A 22,994-nucleotide genomic window follows, 5' to 3' on the forward strand; every position below is an offset into this window, starting at 1 on the left:
GAATTTATTACAGAAGACCTCTAACATATAAGTTATGAGGTCTTTTTTTTTATATCTATTTTAGCGCAATTAAAATGAAAATATGAAAGCATATATATTTCCCGGTCAGGGAGCACAGTTTACGGGGATGGGTTTAGATCTATATGAGAAATATCCTGAAGCACAAAAGCTATTTGAGAGAGCTAATAAAATATTGGGTTTTTCTATTACAGATATAATGTTTCAAGGATCGGCTGATGATCTTAAACAGACGAAAGTTACCCAACCTGCAATCTTTTTGCACTCTGTGATTATGAGTAAGATGATGGGAGATTCGTTTAAACCAGATATGGTTGCAGGGCACTCTCTAGGTGAGATTTCTGCTTTAGTGGCAAATAATACATTAGAATTTGAAGCTGCTTTAAAATTAGTTTACAAACGAGCTTTGGCCATGCAAGAGGCTTGTGAGCTGGAGCCTTCTACCATGGCTGCTGTATTAGGAATGGAGGATGAATTGGTAGAAGCTATATGTGCTGAAATTGAAGGAACAGTGGTTGCTGCAAATTATAATTGTCCAGGACAATTGGTGATATCCGGTGATCTAGCTGCAGTAGAAAAAGCATGTGAGGTACTAAAGGAAAGAGGAGCAAAACGCGCATTAATTCTTCCTGTGGGAGGAGCTTTTCATTCTCCTTTAATGGAGCCGGCAAGAAAAAAATTAGCAGAGGCGATTGAGGCAACAACTTTTAGTAGGCCAAGTTGTCCTATATATCAGAATGTTAGTACGTTCGCGGTAACAGATCCAGAGGAGATCAAGAAGAATTTAGTCTTTCAATTAACAGCACCAGTAAAATGGACACATTCTGTTAGAAATATGATCACCGATGGAGCAAGAGAATTTATTGAAGTTGGCCCTGGTAAAGTTCTGCAAGGATTAGTTAAAAAAATTGATAGAAGTGCTAATACAAGTTCTGCTGTAATATAAATTTCAATATAATTTTAAAAAAAGGCCATGATCTTAGATCATGGTTTTTTTTTTATATCTATCAACAATTATTGTTTAATTTTTGTAAACTTTTCCTTCCTTCATCACAAATCGAACATCTTCTAAGGTTTTTATGTTTTCGGTTGGATCTTCCCTCACTGCGATAATATCAGCATAAAAACCGGGTGCCAGTTGTCCAGATTCTTTTTCCATAATTAAGATAAGAGCTGGAGTAATGGTTGCACTTTGTATCGCAGCCATAGCTGGCATTCCTGCTTCTACCATAAATCCAAATTCTTTAGCATTCTGGCCGTGAGGATAAACACCTGCATCCGTGCCAAAAGCAATTCCAACACCTCTCTTATATGCTTTGCTAAAAGTATTCTGAATTTTTGGTCCAATCTCTAAGGCTTTTGGAACAATGATCGCTGGATAATATCCTTCTATTTTGGCTTTATCTGAAACTTCTTTTCCTGCAGTAATTGTAGGAACTAGATACGCATTGTATTCTTTCATGAGATCCATCGTTTGTTCACTCATAAGAGTGCCATGCTCTATTGTTTTTACGCCACCTTTAACCGCGCGTTGCATTCCCTCATCCCCATGAGCATGTGCTGCTACATGAAATCCATAATCCTTTGCAGTTTCGGTAATCGCTTTTATTTCTTCAAGAGAAAATTGAGGATTAGAGCTGGATTTTGCGACACTAAGCACACCACCGGTTGCCGTTATTTTAATTAGATCTGCGCCATTTTTATAGCGTTGTCTCACTGCTTTTTTTGCTTCTTCAGGTCCATTTACTACTCCCTCTTTAGCTCCCGGATCTCCCATTAACTCATTTTTAAAGCCATTAGTAGGATCGGCATGGCCACCAGTTGTTGCAAGGGATTTTCCAGAAGTAAATATGCGTGGACCAACTACTTTCTTTTTATTAATGGCATTTCTAAGAGCGATATTTACCCCGCTTCCACCAAGATCTCTTACTGTTGTGAAACCAGCCATTAAAGTAGCTTTCGCAAAGCTTAAAGAGCCAAAAGCTAGATCGGCTTCGTTCAAAGTAAATGGCTCCAGATATGCTCCTGGATTAGATTCGCTTTCCATATGCACATGCATATCTGTTAATCCCGGCAATACTGTCATTTCGCGAAGATCTATTAAACTATCACCTTCATTTTCTGGTTGAATATATCCATCTTCCACACTTTTAATCCTTTCTCCAGAGACAATAATAGTTTTCTCAGTAAGAATTTTTCCATTTTTAGTGTCTACTATTTTTCCGCTTTGGATATAAATATCCTGAGCATTTACAGTTGAAGCGAATAAAACTCCGGAAAATATGGCTATTAGTATTTTCATAGACTCGTATTAATTATTTACAAATTCAATAATTGTTTTAGTGATATGATCTATTTGTTCAGTATCTAGCTCTGTATGCATAGGCAAAGAGATCACCTCTTTTACTAATTGATTGGTTACTGGAAAATCTGCTTCTTTATATCTGCTGTCTTTGTATGCCTTTTGATTGTGTAAAGGAATTGGATAATAAACGCCACAAGGAATATTATTTTCATTTAAGTGTTTAACCAAAGCATCTCTTTTCCCGTTTGTGATCTTTAAAGTGTACTGATGAAAAACATGAGTGTCACAATCTCCAGATCTCACAGGAATTTTTATATGCTTTTGATCTTTCAGTGCATCATTATATTTATAAGCAGCTGCTTTTCTTGCTTCATTATATATATCTAGTTTTGGTAATTTTGCACGAAGCACTGCTGCTTGAAAACTATCTAATCTAGAATTAACTCCAACTACATCATGGTGGTAACGTTCGTACATTCCATGGTTTACAACTCCTCTCAACGTGTGCGCAAGTGCATCATCATTGGTGAAAATTGCTCCTCCATCCCCATAACAACCTAAATTCTTTGATGGAAAAAAGGAAGTAGAACCAACATGTCCAATAGCTCCAGTTTTAGATGTTTTGCCTTCTTTAGAATGAAAATCAGCACCAATAGCCTGAGCATTGTCTTCAATTACATATAAATTATGAGCTTTAGCAATTTCCATAATTGCATCCATGTCAGCAGTCTGTCCAAAAAGATGAACCGGAACAATTGCTTTGGTTCTTGGAGTAATTGCTTTTTTAATTGCTTCAGGGTCTATGTTAAAGGTTTCTGGATCTACATCTACCAAAACAGGCGTCAGTTGTAGTAATGCAATTACCTCTACGGTGGCAGCGAACGTGAAGTCTACGGTGATCACTTCATCTCCGGGTTTTAAGCCAAGTCCCATCATTGCTATTTGAAGGGCGTCCGTTCCATTTGCACACGGAATAACATGCTTAACACCTAAATATTCTTCTAGCTCTTTTTGAAAATTTTGGACTTCAGGACCATTAATAAAAGCTGAAGTATTCATTATTTCCTGGAGAGAATCATTAATTTGATCTTTTATAGAGGCGTATTGACCTTGAAGGTCAACCATTTGTATCTTTTTCATCTAATTTTTCTTGAAGTGCCACGAAAATACAAAATATCGCACCTACCGCCAATGCAATTTTTAAGAAAGAGGTATTTTAGCAATCAAATTAGAAAGCTTGCAAACACTTTATAACATACTTATCTGGTTGACTGAAAAGTTGCTGCCTATTTCAACATTCTTCAGTCCTAAAATGAAATTATTTGTTGATGGAAGAAAGAGGACTTTTTCACTTTTAAAATCTGAAATTAATAAAGAAGATCGAGTTATTTGGTTTCATATGGCTTCTTTAGGAGAATATGAGCAAGGGGTTCCGGTAGCTGAAAGAGTGAGGCAGCTCTATCCAAATCATAAAATTGTAATTAGCTTTTATTCGCCCTCAGGTTATGAGATCAAGAAAAATTCACCTTTAGCAAATATTGTGATTTATCTGCCTTTGGATACTGTTAAGAATGCAAAATCATTTTTAGATCTTGTACATCCTGAGCTAGCGGTTTTTGTGAAATACGAATTCTGGCCAAATATATTGAATGAACTTAAAAATAGGGGCATTCAAACATTATTGATTTCTGGCGGATTCAGAAAAGATCAACTTTTTTTTAAGATGAACAGTGATTGGTTTAAAAAACCTTTGGAGGCCTTTGATCATTTTTTTGTTCAAAATGGAAAATCTAAATCATTGCTGAATTCTATAGGTTTTCAAAATGTAACAGTTTGTGGTGATACAAGATTTGATAGGGTTACTAATCAACTACAACAGAATAATAAATTAGATTTTATTGAAGAATTTATAGATGATAAATTATGCATTGTGGCCGGAAGTACATGGCCAGAGGATGAATTGCTTCTGGAGGAATTTATAAAACAAAATGACTCGGATGTTAGAATTATAATCGCACCGCATACTATAGAACGAGATAGGATTAAAAATTTTCAAAATAGAATTTCAGTTCCCTCTGTTCTCTTTTCAGATAAAGCGGGTAAACAACTATCAGATTATAAGGTCTTGTTTATAGATACTATAGGTTTATTAACGAAAATCTATAATTATGCCGATATTGCTTATGTTGGCGGAGCAGTGGGAACCACAGGTCTTCACAATATCTTAGAGCCCGCCACATTTGGAATTCCAATTATTACAGGTAAAAATTTCCAAAAATTTCCTGAGGCTATAGAATTGAAAGCGCTTAAAGGATTATATACTGTTAACTCTAAACACGAGCTTATTTCCATCTTCAATGAACTAATTGTTAATTCTGAATTTCGGTTGCTAACTGGGAGTAAATCGCGACAGTACATAAAATCCAATATTGGCGCTACAGAAATAATAAGTAACTATATAAAGCTAAATTGTCTTAAAACTTGCAGATATTAACTTCCTTTTATTAAATGAATCAATTTAATACTAAAATATTCTAAAAATATAAACGCTATGTTTAATATTATAGTAATTTCGAAGATTAAATTATAATACAAATCAAACTATATGAAACGAGTAATTTATTTAACAGCTTTAATTCTTACAGGTACTACTACGCTTATTTCTTGTAGAGATACCGCTGAAAAGGAAACAGTTATAGTGAAAGAAGTTAGAGTTGAAACCGAAAAAGCAGAACCTGTAGAGGAACGTAAAGGGATTTTAGAGAGAACAGCACAAGAGGTTGATAAAGAAGTAAATAAGGAAGTGGATAAGAGAATTGATGAAATAGGGGATGATAATTAATTGAATCTATTTCTATTGAATTTAGAATTTTATCCTTTTTTATATATATTTATATAGATAATTACTACAAAACCAATAACTATAAAATTAAACTTATGAGAAAATCAATTTTAGTACTAGCAACGGCCTTTACACTTAGCGCCTTTTTCACTTCATGTAGAGATACAAAGAAAGAAAGTGATGATATGGAAATGAGTGATGATATGGACGACATGGATGATATGAACGACGACATGGATGATGTTGGAGATGATTTAGAAGAAGCAGCAGATGATACTGGAGATGCAGTAAAGAAAGCAGCCAATAAAACAGGGGATGCAGTAAAGAATGCAGCTAATGAAGTTGAAGCTGAGGTTGAAGGAACAGATGATATGTAATTTATTGCTTCTTTAAGCAATAGATAAATTGTTCAAATATTTAGAATACCTCAATTAGAGATAATAGGGATTCTTAAATTAACAAACCACTAAAATTTAAATTATGAAAAAAATTGTTTTTTTATTAGCCTTAACCTTTACTTCTAGTATTGTGTTAACCTCTTGCAGAGAAGAAAAATCTGGTATAGAGAAAGTTGCTGATGATGTTGAGGATGCTGTAGATTAACATTTAGAATCAACTAAAATATTTTAAAATCCATCTCTAACCAGGATGGATTTTTTAGTGTTTAAAAGTCTTGAATTCACTTTTTAATTCGTCCATAGATTCCTGAAGCTGTCTAAGTAATCCGCTTTCTGAGGTGGCATCTATACTAAATGTTAGTTTACTATTCACTTGCCACAATTCTTGAATATCACTGATCTTAACTTCTACAGGAGCATATTCTTCATTAATTGAAATTAATACTACTTTAAAGGGGTCATCCAGTTTTTGGATTTTTTTTACAAGAACGGAATCGTATAATACAACCACATAGATCTTATTACTGCTAATTTCAGTAATACTTGGAATTCCTTTTCCTAGAACCCACTCTCCGGGTCTTAAATTAGGCATCATACTATCTCCTTCTACCTGAAAGCCACGATAAGAAGCATTTCTGTATTCGGGCAAAGGAATATCGAAAGCGGGTAATTGTTGGTACCATTCTACATCCTGGACGTTATGGGGATAACCTGCAGCGGCTTTTTGATTTACTAAAATTATATTTTCTTCCTCTCCGCTATTAACAGTGATAACCTTTGGGCTAACATCTCCTTTATTTATCTGTAGATATTTTTGAGCGCTCTCTCCGAATAGCCAAAGTGGGTTCACTCCAAATTGCCTTAATAACTCTGCAACTATTTTTCCAGAAAGTTTTGTTCGACCACGCTCAATATCGGCAGTAGAATTTTTTATACCCAGTAATTCTGCAAATTCACTTTGCGTGAAATTGTGATCATCGCGAATTTCCTTAAATCGCTTTATTTCAAATGTTATATCTGTACCCATAATCAAATATAACATTTTTCGGAATAAATCCATTTTTATATTGGAATAATTCCTATATATAAAATGGATACAAAAATGCTCCCTAAGAAAAATATTCCAAGAGAGCCTTTATTAAATATGAATTTATGGAATTAAGCTTTCGCTTTTTTATTTAAGCGTTTTTCTGCAAGATCATCTAATTTTTGGTCTGCTTTGTATTCTTCATCTAAGGTTTTCTGAAGCTTTTTAGCGATACTATCATGGCCTAATTCTTTTGCAAAACGTACTACTGTTCCGTAACCGGAGATCTCGTAATGTTCTACGCGTTGTGCTTCAGCAATTAACCCAGCATCCTTAACTTCTGGTTCTGCTTTTTCTTCAATCATAGACTGAGCTTCCTTAATCAATCCTTCCATAGCCTTGCATTTTTCTCCAGTAGGTTTTATTGATAACTCTTTACAAACCTCTTCAATACGTTCTTTATGAATTTTTGTTTCCTCTAAATGACTTTCAAAAGCTTTCTTTAATTGAGCATCATGGGCGGCTTTTACCATTTTTGGTAAGGCATCTATTAATTGGTTTTCTGCGCTATAAAGATCTTTTAATTGATGTTCAAATAACTCTTCTAAATTTTTCATAATATTATATTTTAATGGTTATATAACGAATTTAGAAAGTATGTGAATTACTTTTAGTTAAAGACATGATAATTAAAATCTAATTTTAGTGAACGAATTGTTAAGTCATAAATGGAGATTTTAATTTATAATTGATCATTATAAATTCCTACGTTAATAGTTAATGTATTGAGATTTTAAAATTTATTTTGCCCTTAGTAAGAATATTGAGCTCTTAAAGTTTATCTAAAATTAGCAGCAATCTCCATACAGAAATTTGAATAATGGTAAATTACCTTCCTATTATATATAGAGCTAAACCGAAGAAATGCTTAGAAGAATAAAAAATTTATTTAGTAGTAATAAAATTGAGAATGTTCTAATAACCCCCTATAGAAGCTATGGAACTAAAAATCACCTATATATTTTGGGGAGAGTACTCGATGATGTTCCACTCAAAATTGTTCAAGATCAGTCCTTTCTGAATACCTTAAAAACCACTTACAAACAATTCGATAGTTTTGAAATTCCGCATGCTAAAGTAGAACTTAACATCCCTCAGTTTCTAGATCTAAAAACTGAAGCAGATAGTGAAGGTTATTTTCTCTTCGAGGAAACCTTTACAAATGATCTTTCTAATATGGCGAATGAGGAGGGTTGGGTTACGGTGAATTTATTGTTTAATAAGAGTGAAGATTCTACACCTTCAGAAGAGAGAAAACATTTCCAAGGAGAAGTTTTAATTCCTGAGGACAAAGCAGAATATGGGATTATAAGTGATATAGATGATACAATTATACATACTGGAGTTACTTCATTTTTAAAGTGGAGACTTCTTAAAAATTCTTTGCTTACAAATGCCTATAAAAGAATTCCTTTTAAAGGGGCAGCAGATTTTTATCAAAAGCTTCATTTAGGAAAAAATGGAGAGAATAAGAATCCGGTTTTTTATATTAGCAACAGTCCATGGAATTTATATCAGTATCTAAAGCTTTTTATGGATTTTAATAAATTTCCAAAAGGACCAATACTACTTCGAAATTTTCGTACTCCTTTCGATAGGTCTATTAAACCTGAAAAACCACATAAACAAAAAGAGATAATCAATATTTTAAAAACTTATCCAGATTTAAATTTTATTTTAATTGGTGATAGTGGAGAGCATGATGCATCTATTTATACTGAAATTGCTGCTCAATTTCCAGATAGGATCTTGACTATTTACTTGAGAAGTGTGAACCACAGGAGACAGATGAATAGGGTAAGAAGTATTGTAAGTGAGTTTGATACTACTCCAATATTAATGGTAGATAACTCTAATGATGCCGAGGAACATGCCCGTCAAAACGGATTTATTCAGTAAAAACAAAAAATCCCACTTTTCAGTAGGATTTTTTAAGTAGAATAACTCTCTATATTAGTGTGAAGCACTTGCTTGTTCTTGAACTGGAGACTTCCTAGGCATTGTTCTGAAGATCACATCCCATAGAGGAGAAGATACTCCAAAAGCCTTATCTGGCTCTCTATAATGGTGAATACTATGGTGATGCCATAAGATTTTCAAAAAATTGTTTGGAACCTTAAAAGCATGCACAGAATAGTGTACTCCTAAATATGCGGTATATCCCATTAAAAAACCTGCAAGGAAACCAAAAGCATAATCTCCCATAACACTTCTGTATATCACAAAGAAAATAGTGGCCAAGATCAAGCTTAGTACTGGCGGCATAGCCAATCTATCTTTATCTTTCGGGAAATCGTGGTGTACACCATGCATGGTATATACAAATTTTTCTCTTTTAGGATTGGTTACTGGTAGGTGATAGAGATACCTATGCATTAGATATTCTATAAAAGTAAAAAAGAACAATCCGCCTAAGAAAAGTAAGATTATACTTGGTACTTCAAATCCTTTTTCAACGATCCCAAAATAAATTAGGATTGCAGAAATTACTGTAAAAATAATTAAAGGCGCAGCAATATGCGTGTGCGTAAGCTTTTCTAAAATCGGATTTTTAAAAAGTTTGGCAGAACCCTTATGTTTCGGTCTATTATGTTTGGTAGCCTCCATTATTATCAAAATTTAAAATAATCCGTGTAATTGAGCATCAATCTTACTTATGATATCTCCCAGATCCTCCGGATTGTCTACAAAATTTATATTATCTACATCTATAACGAGCAAGTTTCCTTTATCATATGTATGGATCCAAGCTTCGTAACGTTCATTCAGTCGGCTAAGATAATCAATAGATATAGAATTTTCATATTCTCTACCGCGTTTATGTATCTGTGAAACTAAATTTGGGATGCTGCTTCTCAGATATATCAGTAGATCAGGACCTTCAACTACGCTTTCCATTAGATCGAAAAGTGATCTGTAGTTTTCGAAATCCCTATTTGCCATCAATCCCATTGAATGAAGATTGGGAGCAAAAATATGAGCGTCTTCATAGATGGTTCTATCTTGAATAATCTTTTGTCCACTTTCTCGAATTTGCAGAATTTGTCTAAATCTACTATTTAGAAAATATATTTGGAGATTAAAGGACCATCGCTCCATCTTATTATAAAAATCCTCGAGATAAGGATTTTCTAGAACATCTTCATATTGTGGTTCCCATTTGTAATGTTTTGCTAATAATTTTGTGAGGGTTGTTTTACCAGACCCTATATTTCCCGCAATGGCTACATGCATATTTAACACTTTATGATAGATTATTTTTTGAGGACGATGAAATTAATTCAAAGCGGATAAAGATACAAGTTTTAGGCTAAAAATAACAGATTTGAATAATTCTAAGTCTGTGCTATTTCATCCATTTCTTCAAACTTAATTAACATTCTGGGTTAAAGAATATTAAATTTGCAGACTTGAGCTAGCTAATTTTATATTTTTAGCTAATATAAAATACTGGCCATGATTAAATTTATATCTTTTTTTAGTTTGTTGTTTATTCTGAACTCCTGTAACAATGATGATCCGGGAGATGTTGTTCTTTCTTCAGAAGAAATAAATGTAACAGGAACAAAGTATGCTGAAAGTAAAAATAATTTTGCTAATACATATTCCACTTTTATAGATTCACTGAATGCCAATGATGCTATCACTATAGTGGCAGAAGTAGACCATGCGGCTAATGCAAGATCTACCGGTCGAGTTTTGAATCCTACGAAAATTGTATTCTTTGGGAATCCCGTTTTGGGAACTCCGTTAATGCAAAAGAATCAGTTGGCTGGTTTAGATCTTCCACAAAAAGTATTATTTTTCCAAAATTCAAACAATACAGTTTATGCTATATATAATAGTGTTCCTTATTTAGAGTCTAGATATAATCTTCAGGGAGTTTCCACCTTGTCTAAAATCTCTACAGCTTTGGAAAATTTAACTAAAGCTGCTACTTCATCAGAGATACAACGCGCCACAAATTTAAGTGCAGAGTTTAAAGAAGGGATTATCACGATAGAAAGTAACCAAGATTTTGAAACTACACACAATACTTTACAGAATGCAATCGTCACAAACGAAAATTTAAGTATCGTTGCTCAATTAGATCATCAGGCAAACGCGGCCAGTGTTGGTTTGGAACTAAGACCAACTAAAATAATTATTTTTGGGAACCCAAACCTTGGTTCACCTTTAATGCAGAACAAACAAACTATAGGCTTAGATCTACCTCAAAAAATGTTGGTTTGGCAATCTGAAGATGGTATGGTGAATATATCGTATAATGATCCTGTGTTTCTTGCTTCTAAACATCAAATTGAAGGAAATGAGGATGTAGTATTACAAATTTCTACTGCCCTGGAAACTTTAGCTAATACTGCTGCGGGGAATTAAATTATAATTTAATTATTAAAACTGAATAAGCTCCGATATTGATTTGGAGTGATTTTCTCCAATCTTTTAAATTGCCTGTTGAAATAGCTTATATTATTAAAGCCAGACTTAAAGGCTATTTCGGCAAATTTCCATTTTGTATCACGAATTAATCTTTTAGCGAATTTTATTCGTTCTGCATTTAAATAATCTATTGGAGATTCTCCTAAAGTATTCTTGAAGGTTCTATAGAAATTGGATGTACTCATACATGCTTTATCTGCCAATTTATCTACAGAAATATTTTCTGTAAGATGTTCTCTCATATATTTCACAATGAATGCAATCCTGTTATTATCGAACAAAGTTGAATTATCTATAAGCATCAGTTTAGCCTTCGTTTGGAGTAATCGTATAATTAACTCCTTAACCATTAAATCTACCAATACATCTTTTGCTTTATTACCACTTAAAAAGGTTTGAAAGATCCTGTCCAATACAAATTGAATTTGTTCATTATTATTTAAATGAATAGAACTAGTATCGAAATTGTGGGCGTCGTTTTCGAATTCTATTCGGGAATTATCATTAAATAAAGCAACTGTCTCTTTTATCTTATCTGGATCGATTCCTAGAGCTAAGCATTGAGTTGGTTTTTCAATTGTAGCTAAAGGGAAATCTATGATCATCTTTTCATTGGCGGGAAGTACAACAGACTCTCCTGGGGAAAATTCAAAAGAATCTCTATTCTTAAGATGCATCACTTTTTTACCAGTGAGCATACTGGCAATAATGGGAAAATCAAATTGCAAGTCTACTTTTTCAGCAGCTTGTTGAGTTTCAAAAACGTTAAGCTCAGCATGATCTGCACTATAAATAGTTCTATTTTCTATAAAAGTATTTAGCTTTCTAGAACTCTTGTATTTTAACAAATTTGTATTCAAGACATTCGAAAATTAAGAAATTGATAGAAATGTAATAGTCTTAAGTAGAAAAGTTCAATTTTTTACCAGTTTAAATATAGAAATTTATAATCATTAATTTTAATAAAAGACTATATGAATTATTCAAAACCAAAGTTTAAAGAGAAATATGGGAATTTTATAAACGGGAAATTTGAAGCTCCAGATGATGGAGAATACTTCGATAATCATTCTCCTGTAGATAATAAATTACTAGCTAAATATCCTCGATCTAAAGAAAGTGATGTAAAGAGGGCTATTGAAGCAGCTAATAATGCTAAGGATGCTTGGGGAAAAACCTCTGTTGGTGAGAGATCGGCAATTTTAATGAAGATCGCAGATGTTATTGAAGCAAATCTCAATGAATTTGCCCAGATGGAAACTGCAGACAATGGAAAGGCAATTCGTGAGACCGTAAATGCAGATGTTCCTTTAGCTATAGACCATTTTAGATATTTTGCGTCTGTAATTAGAGCTGAAGAAGGATCGGCTACAGAGCTTAATGAGAATACAGTTTCTTTAATAATTAGAGAGCCTTTGGGAGTTGTCGCTCAGATTATTCCTTGGAATTTCCCTCTTCTTATGCTTGCTTGGAAAGTGGCTCCGGCATTAGCATCTGGAAATTGTGTGGTTTTAAAACCTGCTGAACAAACTCCTGCCTCAGCAACCTTTCTAGCTGAAAAAATAAGTGATCTTTTACCTCCAGGCGTCTTTAATGTAATTCATGGATTTGGTCCAGAAGCAGGAAAACCTTTAGCTTCTAGTGGCAAGGTAGATAAAGTGGCTTTTACAGGAGAAACCACCACCGGGCAGTTAATAATGCAATATGCTTCAAAAAATTTAAATCCGGTTACAATGGAATTGGGAGGAAAATCTCCAAATGTCTTTTTTAGCAGCATCATGGATCATGACGATGATTTTCTGGATAAATGTATTGAAGGTGCCGTATTGTTTGCATTTAATCAAGGGGAAGTTTGTACCGCTCCTTCAAGATTATTAATTCAAGAAGATATCTACGATGCATTTATAGAACGAGTAATTGCCAGAACTGAAGCTATAAAAATGGGTGATCCATTCGATATGAATACAATGATGGGAGCTCAGGCTTCCAATGATCAGCATGAAAAGATTTTATCCTATATTGAAATAGGGAAAGAAGAAGGTGCAGAAGTACTTACAGGCGGAGCAGCTAAGAAATTAGATGGAGACCTTTCTAAGGGATTTTATATACAGCCAACTATTTTAAAAGGACATAATAAAATGCGGGTTTTTCAGGAAGAGATTTTTGGGCCTGTAGTTGCAGTTTGTACCTTTAAAGATGAAGCTGAAGCTATAGAAATAGCCAATGATACTTTGTATGGTTTGGGAGCTGGAGTGTGGACAAGAGATGCGCATCAGCTTTATCAAATTCCTCGTGCTATTAAAGCCGGTAGAGTATGGGTGAATTGTTATCATGATTATCCAGCACATGCTCCGTTTGGAGGTTATAAAAAATCTGGTTTTGGTCGTGAAAATCACTTAATGATGCTAAATCACTACAGACAAACCAAGAATATGCTTATTTCTTATGATAAAAAGAAACTAGGATTCTTTTAGAAAGATAAATTATGAAATTTAATCGGGTTGAAATTACAGAAGAGGCTGCAGAAATAGTAGAGAAACTGAAGCAGCAACATGGTGACCTCATCTTTCACCAAAGTGGTGGCTGCTGTGATGGCTCTTCTCCTATGTTATTGTCCAAGGAAGATTTTTATATAGATGATAATGATATTTGGTTAGGTGAAGTTACTGGAATTCCATTTTATATGAGCCATGATCAATTTGAGTATTGGAAGCACACTCATCTCACCGTGGATCTAACCTCTGGGAGAGGAGCCAGTTTTTCTTTAGAAATTCCTTTAGGCAAGCGATTTATCATTAGATCTCGGTTACTAAAAGAAGAAGAATTAACTTATCTCAATAAATAGATATTATAGAAAAGACCCTATCATGAAAGTTTTAGGGTCTTTTTTTAATTTCTGAAAAACAAAACCCATTTATAGATTTCTGAATTTACATAACAATCTTGGCATTTTGAAAACATCCATATGCAGTCGATAAAATCTGTAATCATATGGAAAAGCAGTCCGATGAAGATTAGTTTTAAAATTTTATTCTTTAGAAGGAAAACACCAAGAATATAGCCAACAATTGCAATTTCAGAATGTAGTGGATGATAGCCTATTCCACATCTATTTGGATCAAAAAGTGGTGTGGCAAAAACATGATCAACATCCACAAGCATTGTAGCCATCAAAATCAGCCAGTTCCTTTTCCAATTTTTTTTATCGTACCAATAAGCAATAGCACCAATGGCGAGAAAATGAAGTGAATAATGAACAATAGTTTGCAATGACAATTAATTCCGAATTATAGTTAAAGATCGGGTTTGAACTCTTCTTTTTTAGATTTTTCTTCTACCTCTTCTGGTTGTAATAACATTCGAAGTTTTCTATTTAAATGAATATATCGGTAGATGCCTATAGATATAAATACTATACATATGAAAAGTGACAAATAACCCAACCATTGCACGTGCTCATATTCTTTAATCTGCAAAATAGCTAATCCACCAATGAATAAGTAGAGTGAGGATCTTATATAAGATAATAAAGTGCGTTCATTGGCTAGTTTAGTTCTCTCCAATGCAAGATGCTCCCGAATGAATTTCTCATCAATCATACGGGTTTTGAATGGATTATATAGTTTTACTCTTCTCATTTATAAAAATAAAAGTTTTAGTTGTGAGTAGATTGACAAGTACATCCAGGAGCAGTAAAACTTTGGCTGCTTTCATGCCATGGAAATGCTTGATTGTAATTATTGTTTTCCCAATAAAAATTACCTCTTTCTTTCGGGTTATTTCCAACTTCATTCATGGTGGCAGAATCGAATAAACGTCCGTTAACCATAGTGAATTCAACTGTATTTGAGTTATGAATATCTTCCAATGGATTTTTATCAAGAACAATAATATCAGCCAATTTTCCAACTTTTAGTGACCCTATTTCACTTCCCATTCCCAGGTATTCGGCTCCATTAATTGTTGCCGCTCTTAAAGCTTCCATATTGTTCATTCCACCCATTTGTAATAACCACAATTCCCAATGTGCTCCAAGGCCTTGAAGTTGTCCGTGTGCTCCAAGATTCACCTTTACACCTTTGTCGCTCAAGGCTTTTGCAGTTTCAGAAACCAGGATTGGGCCATTGTCGTATTCTTCTTGAGGCAGCATCTCTCTTCGTCTAGATCTGGAATCTACAATGAATCTAGGAATAAAGGTCAATAACTTTTCATTTTCCCAAACATTAGACTTCTCATACCAATAAAACTCTCCATTTATTCCTCCGTAATTTACAATTAGAGTAGGAGTATAGCCTGTGTTGCTATTTCCCCAAAGAGTGAGCACATCTTTATAAACCGGTGCTACGGGAATATTATGTTCAATCCCTGTATGACCATCTATAATCATACTCATATTATGGAAAAAGGTACTTCCTCCTTCAGGAACCACATTAAGATCTAATTCTTTAGCAGCTTGCATCACTTGTTGGCGTTGCTCTCTTCTCGGCTGATTGTAACTTTTAATAGAATTTGCACCAAAGGCCTTTGTTCTTCTAAGAGCAGATCTTGCATCTTCTAGACTATTGATATCGGCTTTAAAATCGCCATCTGCTCCATATATAATGATCCCTGTAGAAAACAATCTTGGTCCTACCATTTCTCCACTTTTAATCATTTCTGCCATTCCAAATACCGTTTCACTTAAGGCAGATGGATCATGGGCAGTGGTAACTCCAAAGGCAAGATTTGCATAAAGCGGCCAATGTTTCTTTGGGCTAATTCCATATCTAAAAGCTCCAATATGTGCATGGGCATCTACAATTCCAGGCATTATAGTTTTGCCGGTTAGATCGTAAGTTTTCGCATTTTTAGGAACTTCAATATCACTAGCATTTCCAAGTGCGACAATTTTATTTTCGTTTACTACAATAGTTCCATTTTCAATAACACTATCACCTTCCATGGTAATGATACGCACATTGGTAAAGGCAATTTGCCCTTTTGGAACCGCTGTTTTTGCTTGCAATCCTATTTTTAAGCCAGTCTCTGTTATTGCAGAAATAGAATCTGTTGAAGTTTCTAAAAACGTGAATTTCTGGTTAATTTCATTGGTGAAATATTCATCTCCTAAAGTCCAGTGAACTTTATCGCTGTTGTTAGACCAATGCAAATTGATCCCAGCATCTTTTGTGATCTGTGTTACAGGAAATGCTTTCGATTTTCCATCCAGTTCTATAGGCTTTCCTGTCATTACAAAAGGAGCCACATAGGCTTTATGCAAATTGGAAAATACGATCCATTTATTATCTGGACTTGGGATCAGCCTGTTTGCATATTTAGAATTGAAATGAACACGTTCATCTTCTCCATTTAAATCTATAGTTTTTAAACTTTTAGTAAGACTCCCAAATAAATAACCGCCAGTTTGAAAGATAATTCTGGAATCATCTTTATTGAAAACAGGAAAGTCTCCTTCTTTATTTATTTTTACTGAATTCTTTCCATCGGAATTCATCAAATAGATTCCGGGTTCTTTAGTATAGGTTTCGCCTAGATCTGTGTTCCCAGACTCCTTAGTGTACACTAATTTATCTCCATTTTTAGAGAAAGAAGGGTTTCTATAGATTCCTTTTTCTGAAGTTAAGGCTACCGGGTTTCCTCCCGAAAGATTTACTTTTTTAATACTTCCTTTGTTTTGGTCGTCCCAGGTTACGTAGATAATAGTCTTTCCATCTGTAGAAAAAGAAGGATCAAATTCGAAATCTGTATCCTTAGTCAAGCGTTGAGGGTTACCGTTCGGAAGCTCTTTTTTCCAAAGAAATCCTAATCCATGGAATACTAGTGTTTTTCCATTAGGGGAAGTCACTGCATTTCTAATAGCCTTCGCGGTGAAATCCTCAGAAAAAACCTTCGGACTAGAATGATGTGCTTCAGCTATTTTAATAGTGGTTTCAGCATTGAAGGGAATTTCTTTTTCTTCAGAAGTTTCCACATTAATACGTTTTATTTTTCCTTCACTCCAGATCACCACTTCTTTATTGTTCGGCATCCAGCTAAAACCAGGATATACTCCAAAAATAGCCCAAGCCTCTTGCTGATCTTTACTTAGGTTATCATAAACAGGGCGTTCTTCGCCTGTTTTTAGATTATGCACATACAAAACAGTCTTGGTACGCACTCTTTTAATAAATGCCAATTTTGTACCATCTCGGGAAATCTGAGGTCGTGCAGCTCCACCGGAACCTCCTGTGATTACAACAGTTTCTCCTGTTTCAAGGTCATAACGTTTTATAACATAGATCTGTTTGTTTGGATCTTTATTATACTGAAAATTGCCTCCAGGATACATGTCTTCACTATAATACAAATAACGACCATCTGGGGAAGTGCTAGGTTCATTCACGTCCTGCTGATCATTCTTTCTCTCGGTTAATTGAAGCCCTGCAGATCCTGCAATATGATATTGCCACATTTCACCTGCTCCTAATGAACGTCCTGAGGTGAAGTGTTTTCTAGCAATTATAGAATTTCCGTCTGCCGTCCAAACTCCATTATTTAAAAGTCTAAACTCTTCCGTAGTAAGTTGTATGGCATTTTTCCCTTCAGAATCCATGATCCAAATATTATCTCCGCCTCCAGCATCACTGGTAAATAAGATCTTAGATCCATCCGGGCTAAACCTAGGTTGTACTTCATAAGGCATTCCAGATCTTAATAGTTCAGCTTTTCCTCCTGTAATTGGCATACTAAAAATATCACCTAATAAATCGAATACTATCTTGTTACCATCTGGACTAACGTCTAAATTAATCCAAGTTCCTTCATCTGTATTCAAGGGAACCTCATTGATCTCCCAATCTTTTGTGTAGGGGTTGGAAACGTCCCATTTATCTTTTTTGTCTTTTTCCTGAGAGTATGCGGTCGTGTAGAGAATTACCAAAGCTAGGGTAAGCAATATTCTTTGAAACATATTTGTACTTTTAAAGGATAGCTAAAGATACTATTTCTTTTATTTTTACATAATCTTAATATCCATATCATATGAATGATAAAGACTTGCCAGAATATTGGCTTAGAGGGAAAATTGAAGGTTATCCAGTTCTTTTACAGCCTATTGTACATTCCTTGCTTCAATCTAAACTGGAACTGAAGAAATATATGTTAGATTTTCCAGATTCTTTACTTTGGGAAAAGCCTGTATATAGAGCTTCGGTAGGATTTCATTTGCAACATTTAACGGGAGTTTTAGATAGATTATTCACTTATGTTGAAGCTGAAAATTTAACGGATGCTCAATTGACTTATCTGAAAAATGAAACTGTTCCTAACACTAAAATTTCTTCTGAAGACTTAATAGAGTTATTCAATAAAAAGATAGAGGAACAACTAGAGAAGTTAAAAACTATTCCTGTTGCCAATTTAACCGAATTTCGGGGTGTTGGTAGAAAGCAATTACCTTCTTCTGTAATCGGCTTGATGTTTCATGCTGCAGAACATACCCAAAGGCATATTGGTCAATTGTTAGTTACGGTAAGTGTAGTAAAGGCAGCTAGTTAATCTTCATCTATGGGAATAGTAAGTAGTGGGATATTTCCGTTCTTTAATAGTTCCAAAGAAACACTTTCAGATAATAAATTATGCAGGAAGCTATGTTTGTGATTCCCTACAATTAAGAGATCTGCACGTAACTTTTTTGCTTCATTTAAGACCGTTTCTACTGTTGAGCCTTGTATAAGTAAAGCTGCGGATTCTATTTTTTTGTCCAAGAACATATTGGTGACTTCTTGTAGCTTTTTATGTTCATCTCTTAATTCGTCTGCCCTGAAATCTCTAATATATTGAGGTCCGGGTTCATACCCTACAAAATCTGGATCGGGATCTGCCACATGTACCACCCAAATTTTAGCATCAAATTGCAAAGCTAAAGCTTCAGCATATCCTAATAATTTACCTACGGCCTCATTAAAATCTACCGCTACCATTATATTTTTAAATACTGTATTCATAAACTGTAATTTTAATATTCCTTTTTTAAGTTGACGATATTCCTTAAAGGTTTTCGTTCTTTAAGTCTTAGATAATTCTCCATTAGTTGATGTGCTACTTGTTTGGGGTTTGTAGTGCTAGCAATATGCGGAGATATATGAACCTTGGGATGCTTCCAAAATGGATGTTCTTCTGGTAAAGGTTCTGTTCTAAATACATCTAGACTTGCTCCAGAAAGTTGTCCATTATCAAGCATCTCTAAGAGATCATATTCAACAAGATGTTCTCCTCTAGCAACGTTTATAATGTATGCGCCTTTAGGTAATTTTTCAAACAATTCTTTATTTAGGATACATTCTGTTTCTGAAGTTAGCGGAAGCAGGCAAATTAAAATACTAGTGTTTTTCAGGAAATCATTTAAACCATTTTGTCCGTGATACGTGTTCACGCCTTCAATTTGCTTTTGAGATTTGGACCAGCCAGAAACTTCAAAGCCGTTTTTAGACAAGTTTATAGCGGCAGCTTTTCCAAGCACACCAAGTCCCATAACACCAATTTTTTCTTCTTTTGCGGTACTGTAAGCCTTAGGATTCCAAATTTTTTCACCGTGGTGTATTGATATATTTCTAATCTTATCCAATACTAAGCCTAATACGAAAGTGCTCATGTCCAAAGTAAGTTGCTCATCTATTATTCGAGTGATAAGAGCCTTTTTCGGAATTTCAGGATCGGAGATAATATGATCTACTCCCGCGCCAATAGAGGCAATTACCTTTAAATTTGAATACTTGTTGAATATTCCTTTTGGGTGTTTCCAAGTAACCGCATAAGTTATTTCTTCTGGATTGTGCTCTTCAGGATATACATACAACTTAACATTAGGCTGTTGTTCCTTTATTGCATCTACCCAAATTTTTGGATCTCTTCCAGGAAATATCAATAGAACTGACATTTTTTAAATTTTTTAATTCACGAAGGCACTATAGCCAGTAATGGCTCGTCCTACAATAAGTGTATTTATTTCTTTGGTTCCTTCATAGCTATAAATAGCTTCAGCATCGGCGACAAATCGGGCAACATCATATTCCAATAATATTCCATTTCCACCCAGCACTTCTCGGGCTCTACTTACTACATCCCTCATTCGCATGCTGCAATATACCTTAGCCAAAGATGCATGTTCATCTGTTAGCAATTCTTGATCTTGTAACTCAGAAAGCCTAAAAACCATCGTTTGCATGGCTGTTAAATTGGAAAGCATTTCTACCAGATGATTTTGAATTAATTGATAAGAAGCAATAGGTCTTCCAAATTGTTCCCTTTTCTTGGTGTATTTCAAGGCACTTTCATAAGCACCTCTAGCACAACCAACCGCTTGCCAAGCCACTCCAGCTCTTGTCATTTTTAAAACTTTTGCGGTGTCCCTAAAAGAATCTGCCTTTTGCAATCTATCACTTTCTGGTATTTTGCATTCTGTTAAAGTAATAATGGCATTTTGAACGATCCTCAAAGCCATTTTATCCCTCATTTTTTCAGCTTCAAAACCTGGATTTTCTTTTCTAACAATAAATCCTTTTACTTTATTAGAGTCTTCATCTCGTGCCCAAATAATAATCACATCGGCAAATGTGGCATTCCCTATCCATTTTTTCTGCCCATTCAAGATCCAGTTTTCCCCATCAAATTTACAAGTAGTTTCCATCCCTTGTGAAACTCCCGATCCTCCCTCAGGTTCTGTTAGTCCAAAAGCACCAATCTTATCTAATTTTTGCATTTGTGGCAACCATTCCTGTTTCTGTTCTTCACTTCCGCATAAATAAATAGACCCCATTGCAAGTCCGCTATGCACTCCAAAAAAGGTAGATATTGAAACATCTACACGAGCAATTTCTTGTGCTATAATTCCTTCCATCAAAAAGGGCATATTTGGGCAGCCATATCCCTCGTAAGGAAGGCCTACAATATTTAGTTTTTTAAATTTTTCTATGATTTCAAATGGGAATGCCGCTCTATTCCAATGATCATTTACTAAAGGCTTTACTTCGTCTTCCATGAAATTTCGAACCCTTAATTGAAGCTCACGCTGTTCTGTAGTAAGTTTAAGATCTAAATTGTAAAAATCCCCATCGATAGGAGGCAGGTTATGTTGCCCCTTTTTCTTTTTGGTTTTCAGCATTTTCATGAGGCCTTTTAATTGGCGCTCATCTAAATTCCCTAATGCATCCATAGCTTCAGGGATATCTATGGTTTCACTTATTTTCGCCAGCTGATTTAAATCTACCGACTTTAATATATTGATTGTGTTTTTTACTTTTCCGAAGAGCGACATAGGTAAGGTTTTGTTGAATCTTAAAATTAAGGTTTTTAACGCTTCTGTCTTGTTAAAGCTTTCGGAAGATATGTAGATAAACAAAAAAAAGACCACTATTGCTAATGGTCTTTTTTATAATATATTATTTAAGTTTAAATTTAATTTAATCCAAAAGCTTTTTTTACCTGTTCTACATAATCCAATTTTTCCCAAGTAAATAACTCTACTTCACGAGTTATTCTTCCAGAATACGGACTTTCGAAAATTTTGGTGATAGTCTTAGGCTCTTTTCCCATATGTCCATAAGCTGCAGTCTCTCTATAAATAGGATTTCTAAGCTTCAATCTACTTTCAATACTAGCAGGTCTCATATCAAAAATCTCGGCAACTTTCTTAGCGATCTCTCCATTAGAAAGCTTCACTTTAGAAGAACCATAAGTATCTACAGAGATAGAAGTTGGTTTTACAACTCCAATGGCATAAGAAACCTGAATTAAAACTTCATCTGCAACTCCTGCTGCTACTAAATTTTTAGCGATATGTCTTGCTGCATAAGCTGCAGATCTATCTACTTTACTTGGATCTTTTCCTGAAAATGCTCCTCCTCCGTGGGCTCCTTTTCCACCATAAGTATCTACAATGATCTTTCTTCCCGTAAGTCCGGAATCCCCGTGCGGACCTCCGATTACAAACTTTCCTGTTGGGTTTATATGGTAAGTGATCTCATCATTGAACAATTTCTGAACATATTCCGGGAATAGTTTTATCACACGCGGGATCAAAATTTCCTTCAAGTCCTTCTTGATCTTGCTCAACATCGCATTGTCATCTTCATCAAAATCGTCATGTTGCGTAGAGATCACGATAGCTTCTATGCGTTCTGGCACATTTTCATCACTATATTCAATAGTAACCTGACTTTTAGAATCGGGTCTTAAATAAGTGATTTCTTTATTTTCACGGCGTAATTTCGCAAGTTCTATCAAGATCTTGTGAGAAATATCTAAGGCCAAAGGCATGTAATTTTCAGTCTCGTTGGTTGCGTAACCAAACATCATCCCTTGATCTCCCGCACCTTGTTCCTCTTTTTCACCACGATCTACTCCTTGATTAATATCCTGAGATTGCTCATGGATCAAAGAAATAACGCCACAAGAATCACCGCTAAATTTATAAGCTCCTTTGGTATATCCAATATCGTTAATCACTTCACGTGCGATGTTTTGAACATCTATATACGTGTTGCTTTTTACCTCTCCAGCCAAAACAACTTGTCCTGTGGTTACTAAGGTTTCACAAGCAACCTTTGAATTCTCATCAAAAGCTAAAAAATTGTCTAGTAAGGTATCACTGATTTGATCAGCTATTTTATCTGGGTGTCCTTCAGAAACACTCTCTGAAGTAAATAAATACGCCATTCTTGTCGTTTTAATTAGTAAGTAAGAAAACTCTTTGACGGGTATTGCTAGCGAAGTTTACACTGCTTTAGCATTTTTTAAGGGTAGCAATCAGTCAAATCATTCCCTGTAATCGTAAAGCGCAAATGTATAAAATTAGATTGAATGCCCTCATTCTTTAACTTGTTTTTTAATATTTGTTTAGCACTACGCTTCGCCAAAAGGCCTGCC

24 protein-coding genes are annotated in these 22,994 nt (G+C 34.7%); 10 read left to right on the forward strand and 14 right to left on the reverse strand.

From position 1 onward, the window contains the following. Positions 1-82: 82 nt before the first annotated feature. Positions 83-964: an ACP S-malonyltransferase gene (gene fabD / locus I130_RS12210; RefSeq protein ID WP_034923506.1), complete on the forward strand. Its 882-nt coding sequence runs from the start codon at positions 83-85 to the stop codon at positions 962-964. A 75-nt stretch (positions 965-1,039) separates the two neighbouring features. Here fabD and I130_RS12215 read toward each other — a convergent pair whose 3' ends face one another. Together I130_RS12215 and I130_RS12220 are read right to left on the reverse strand one after the other, a co-directional pair. Next, entirely contained in the window at positions 1,040-2,320 is a 1,281-nt protein-coding gene (locus I130_RS12215) for a metal-dependent hydrolase family protein (protein WP_034923509.1), read from the reverse strand. 9 nt (positions 2,321-2,329) lie between these two features. Next, a complete protein-coding gene (locus tag I130_RS12220) occupies positions 2,330-3,463 on the reverse strand; it encodes a DegT/DnrJ/EryC1/StrS family aminotransferase (protein ID WP_034923512.1) in 1,134 nt (377 codons plus the stop codon). Positions 3,464-3,635: 172 nt separating this feature from the next. Here I130_RS12220 and I130_RS12225 point away from each other — a divergent pair, with 172 nt between their 5' ends. The 4 genes from I130_RS12225 to I130_RS16910 all read left to right on the forward strand — a co-directional run bounded on the left by I130_RS12225 (position 3,636) and on the right by I130_RS16910 (position 5,768). Next, the gene (locus I130_RS12225) at positions 3,636-4,817 is read left to right on the forward strand and encodes a 3-deoxy-D-manno-octulosonic acid transferase (protein ID WP_083932917.1); all 1,182 of its coding nucleotides are present in this window, start codon (positions 3,636-3,638) and stop codon (positions 4,815-4,817) included. A 111-nt stretch (positions 4,818-4,928) separates the two neighbouring features. Beyond that, positions 4,929-5,165, forward strand: a complete 237-nt coding sequence (locus tag I130_RS12230; protein ID WP_034923518.1) for a hypothetical protein — start codon at positions 4,929-4,931, stop codon at positions 5,163-5,165. Positions 5,166-5,260: 95 nt separating this feature from the next. Beyond that, a complete protein-coding gene (locus I130_RS12235) occupies positions 5,261-5,542 on the forward strand; it encodes a hypothetical protein (RefSeq protein WP_034923521.1) in 282 nt (93 codons plus the stop codon). Positions 5,543-5,645: 103 nt separating this feature from the next. Beyond that, positions 5,646-5,768, forward strand: coding sequence for a hypothetical protein (locus I130_RS16910; RefSeq protein WP_262489276.1), 123 nt, complete (start codon positions 5,646-5,648; stop codon positions 5,766-5,768). Between the two features lie 54 nt (positions 5,769-5,822). Here the strand turns inward: I130_RS16910 and I130_RS12240 are convergent, their stop codons facing one another. Together I130_RS12240 and I130_RS12245 are read right to left on the reverse strand one after the other, a co-directional pair. After that, complete coding sequence (locus I130_RS12240) at positions 5,823-6,590, reverse strand: XRE family transcriptional regulator (protein ID WP_034923647.1); 768 nt, start codon at positions 6,588-6,590, stop codon at positions 5,823-5,825. 131 nt (positions 6,591-6,721) lie between these two features. After that, complete coding sequence (locus tag I130_RS12245) at positions 6,722-7,207, reverse strand: ferritin-like domain-containing protein (RefSeq protein ID WP_034923524.1); 486 nt, start codon at positions 7,205-7,207, stop codon at positions 6,722-6,724. A gap of 307 nt (positions 7,208-7,514) precedes the next feature. On the opposite strand from I130_RS12245, the gene I130_RS12250 reads away from it, so the two are divergent. Beyond that, positions 7,515-8,549 (forward strand): App1 family protein, encoded by a 1,035-nt coding sequence (locus tag I130_RS12250; RefSeq protein ID WP_034923527.1) that lies wholly within the window; start codon positions 7,515-7,517, stop codon positions 8,547-8,549. 54 nt (positions 8,550-8,603) lie between these two features. Here the strand turns inward: I130_RS12250 and I130_RS12255 are convergent, their stop codons facing one another. Both I130_RS12255 and I130_RS12260 read right to left on the reverse strand, forming a co-directional pair. Then, positions 8,604-9,257: a sterol desaturase family protein gene (locus I130_RS12255; protein WP_034923529.1), complete on the reverse strand. Its 654-nt coding sequence runs from the start codon at positions 9,255-9,257 to the stop codon at positions 8,604-8,606. 12 nt (positions 9,258-9,269) lie between these two features. Beyond that, entirely contained in the window at positions 9,270-9,884 is a 615-nt protein-coding gene (locus tag I130_RS12260) for a deoxynucleoside kinase (protein WP_034923532.1), read from the reverse strand. 222 nt (positions 9,885-10,106) lie between these two features. On the opposite strand from I130_RS12260, the gene I130_RS12265 reads away from it, so the two are divergent. Further along, positions 10,107-11,027 carry a DUF302 domain-containing protein gene (locus I130_RS12265; protein ID WP_034923536.1) on the forward strand — a complete coding sequence of 307 codons (921 nt, stop codon included), beginning with the start codon at positions 10,107-10,109 and terminating at the stop codon, positions 11,025-11,027. 8 nt (positions 11,028-11,035) lie between these two features. Here I130_RS12265 and I130_RS12270 read toward each other — a convergent pair whose 3' ends face one another. Further along, complete coding sequence (locus tag I130_RS12270; RefSeq protein ID WP_034923539.1) at positions 11,036-11,950, reverse strand: AraC family transcriptional regulator; 915 nt, start codon at positions 11,948-11,950, stop codon at positions 11,036-11,038. Between the two features lie 114 nt (positions 11,951-12,064). On the opposite strand from I130_RS12270, the gene I130_RS12275 reads away from it, so the two are divergent. Next, positions 12,065-13,564: an aldehyde dehydrogenase family protein gene (locus I130_RS12275; RefSeq protein WP_034923542.1), complete on the forward strand. Its 1,500-nt coding sequence runs from the start codon at positions 12,065-12,067 to the stop codon at positions 13,562-13,564. An 11-nt stretch (positions 13,565-13,575) separates the two neighbouring features. Continuing rightward, positions 13,576-13,935 (forward strand): DUF779 domain-containing protein, encoded by a 360-nt coding sequence (locus I130_RS12280; RefSeq protein WP_034923545.1) that lies wholly within the window; start codon positions 13,576-13,578, stop codon positions 13,933-13,935. 44 nt (positions 13,936-13,979) lie between these two features. On the opposite strand, the gene I130_RS12285 is transcribed toward I130_RS12280, so the two are convergent. From I130_RS12285 to I130_RS12295, 3 genes are read right to left on the reverse strand one after another with little or no spacing between them, the layout of a single operon-like run. Further along, positions 13,980-14,360: a DUF6122 family protein gene (locus I130_RS12285; RefSeq protein WP_034923548.1), complete on the reverse strand. Its 381-nt coding sequence runs from the start codon at positions 14,358-14,360 to the stop codon at positions 13,980-13,982. Positions 14,361-14,383: 23 nt separating this feature from the next. Next, entirely contained in the window at positions 14,384-14,728 is a 345-nt protein-coding gene (locus I130_RS12290; RefSeq protein ID WP_034923550.1) for a DUF202 domain-containing protein, read from the reverse strand. A 17-nt stretch (positions 14,729-14,745) separates the two neighbouring features. Beyond that, positions 14,746-18,039, reverse strand: a complete 3,294-nt coding sequence (locus I130_RS12295; RefSeq protein WP_034923553.1) for an amidohydrolase family protein — start codon at positions 18,037-18,039, stop codon at positions 14,746-14,748. Positions 18,040-18,110: 71 nt separating this feature from the next. On the opposite strand from I130_RS12295, the gene I130_RS12300 reads away from it, so the two are divergent. Beyond that, positions 18,111-18,626 (forward strand): DinB family protein, encoded by a 516-nt coding sequence (locus tag I130_RS12300; protein WP_034923556.1) that lies wholly within the window; start codon positions 18,111-18,113, stop codon positions 18,624-18,626. Here the strand turns inward: I130_RS12300 and I130_RS12305 are convergent. The 4 genes from I130_RS12305 to metK all read right to left on the reverse strand — a co-directional run bounded on the left by I130_RS12305 (position 18,623) and on the right by metK (position 22,784). Then, positions 18,623-19,075, reverse strand: a complete 453-nt coding sequence (locus tag I130_RS12305; RefSeq protein ID WP_034923559.1) for a universal stress protein — start codon at positions 19,073-19,075, stop codon at positions 18,623-18,625. The two genes, I130_RS12300 and I130_RS12305, sit on opposite strands and share 4 nt — an antisense overlap. Before the next feature lie 11 nt (positions 19,076-19,086). After that, the gene (locus I130_RS12310; protein WP_034923562.1) at positions 19,087-20,007 is read right to left on the reverse strand and encodes a 2-hydroxyacid dehydrogenase; all 921 of its coding nucleotides are present in this window, start codon (positions 20,005-20,007) and stop codon (positions 19,087-19,089) included. A 12-nt stretch (positions 20,008-20,019) separates the two neighbouring features. After that, a complete protein-coding gene (locus I130_RS12315) occupies positions 20,020-21,384 on the reverse strand; it encodes an acyl-CoA dehydrogenase family protein (RefSeq protein WP_034923565.1) in 1,365 nt (454 codons plus the stop codon). 140 nt (positions 21,385-21,524) lie between these two features. Further along, positions 21,525-22,784 (reverse strand): methionine adenosyltransferase, encoded by a 1,260-nt coding sequence (metK, locus tag I130_RS12320; protein ID WP_034923568.1) that lies wholly within the window; start codon positions 22,782-22,784, stop codon positions 21,525-21,527. Between the last annotated feature and the right edge of the window lie 210 nt (positions 22,785-22,994).

It is taken from the genome of Gillisia sp. CAL575 (assembly GCF_000403785.1).
Classification (GTDB): domain Bacteria; phylum Bacteroidota; class Bacteroidia; order Flavobacteriales; family Flavobacteriaceae; genus Gillisia.

What these genes read in the sequence shown, in the direction of transcription:
- I130_RS12305 (WP_034923559.1), bottom strand. Translation starts at nt 19,075, where the DNA reads ATGAATACAGTATTTAAAAATATAATGGTAGCGGTAGATTTTAATGAG.
- I130_RS12265 (WP_034923536.1), top strand. Translation starts at nt 10,107, where the DNA reads ATGATTAAATTTATATCTTTTTTTAGTTTGTTGTTTATTCTGAACTCC.
- I130_RS12225 (WP_083932917.1), top strand. Translation starts at nt 3,636, where the DNA reads ATGAAATTATTTGTTGATGGAAGAAAGAGGACTTTTTCACTTTTAAAA.
- I130_RS12280 (WP_034923545.1), top strand. Translation starts at nt 13,576, where the DNA reads ATGAAATTTAATCGGGTTGAAATTACAGAAGAGGCTGCAGAAATAGTA.
- I130_RS16910 (WP_262489276.1), top strand. Translation starts at nt 5,646, where the DNA reads ATGAAAAAAATTGTTTTTTTATTAGCCTTAACCTTTACTTCTAGTATT.
- I130_RS12300 (WP_034923556.1), top strand. Translation starts at nt 18,111, where the DNA reads ATGAATGATAAAGACTTGCCAGAATATTGGCTTAGAGGGAAAATTGAA.
- I130_RS12245 (WP_034923524.1), bottom strand. Translation starts at nt 7,207, where the DNA reads ATGAAAAATTTAGAAGAGTTATTTGAACATCAATTAAAAGATCTTTAT.
- I130_RS12315 (WP_034923565.1), bottom strand. Translation starts at nt 21,384, where the DNA reads ATGTCGCTCTTCGGAAAAGTAAAAAACACAATCAATATATTAAAGTCG.
- I130_RS12235 (WP_034923521.1), top strand. Translation starts at nt 5,261, where the DNA reads ATGAGAAAATCAATTTTAGTACTAGCAACGGCCTTTACACTTAGCGCC.
- I130_RS12275 (WP_034923542.1), top strand. Translation starts at nt 12,065, where the DNA reads ATGAATTATTCAAAACCAAAGTTTAAAGAGAAATATGGGAATTTTATA.
- I130_RS12255 (WP_034923529.1), bottom strand. Translation starts at nt 9,257, where the DNA reads ATGGAGGCTACCAAACATAATAGACCGAAACATAAGGGTTCTGCCAAA.
- I130_RS12310 (WP_034923562.1), bottom strand. Translation starts at nt 20,007, where the DNA reads ATGTCAGTTCTATTGATATTTCCTGGAAGAGATCCAAAAATTTGGGTA.
- I130_RS12290 (WP_034923550.1), bottom strand. Translation starts at nt 14,728, where the DNA reads ATGAGAAGAGTAAAACTATATAATCCATTCAAAACCCGTATGATTGAT.
- metK (WP_034923568.1), bottom strand. Translation starts at nt 22,784, where the DNA reads ATGGCGTATTTATTTACTTCAGAGAGTGTTTCTGAAGGACACCCAGAT.
- I130_RS12250 (WP_034923527.1), top strand. Translation starts at nt 7,515, where the DNA reads ATGCTTAGAAGAATAAAAAATTTATTTAGTAGTAATAAAATTGAGAAT.
- I130_RS12295 (WP_034923553.1), bottom strand. Translation starts at nt 18,039, where the DNA reads ATGTTTCAAAGAATATTGCTTACCCTAGCTTTGGTAATTCTCTACACG.
- I130_RS12230 (WP_034923518.1), top strand. Translation starts at nt 4,929, where the DNA reads ATGAAACGAGTAATTTATTTAACAGCTTTAATTCTTACAGGTACTACT.
- fabD (WP_034923506.1), top strand. Translation starts at nt 83, where the DNA reads ATGAAAGCATATATATTTCCCGGTCAGGGAGCACAGTTTACGGGGATG.
- I130_RS12260 (WP_034923532.1), bottom strand. Translation starts at nt 9,884, where the DNA reads ATGCATGTAGCCATTGCGGGAAATATAGGGTCTGGTAAAACAACCCTC.
- I130_RS12240 (WP_034923647.1), bottom strand. Translation starts at nt 6,590, where the DNA reads ATGGGTACAGATATAACATTTGAAATAAAGCGATTTAAGGAAATTCGC.
- I130_RS12220 (WP_034923512.1), bottom strand. Translation starts at nt 3,463, where the DNA reads ATGAAAAAGATACAAATGGTTGACCTTCAAGGTCAATACGCCTCTATA.
- I130_RS12215 (WP_034923509.1), bottom strand. Translation starts at nt 2,320, where the DNA reads ATGAAAATACTAATAGCCATATTTTCCGGAGTTTTATTCGCTTCAACT.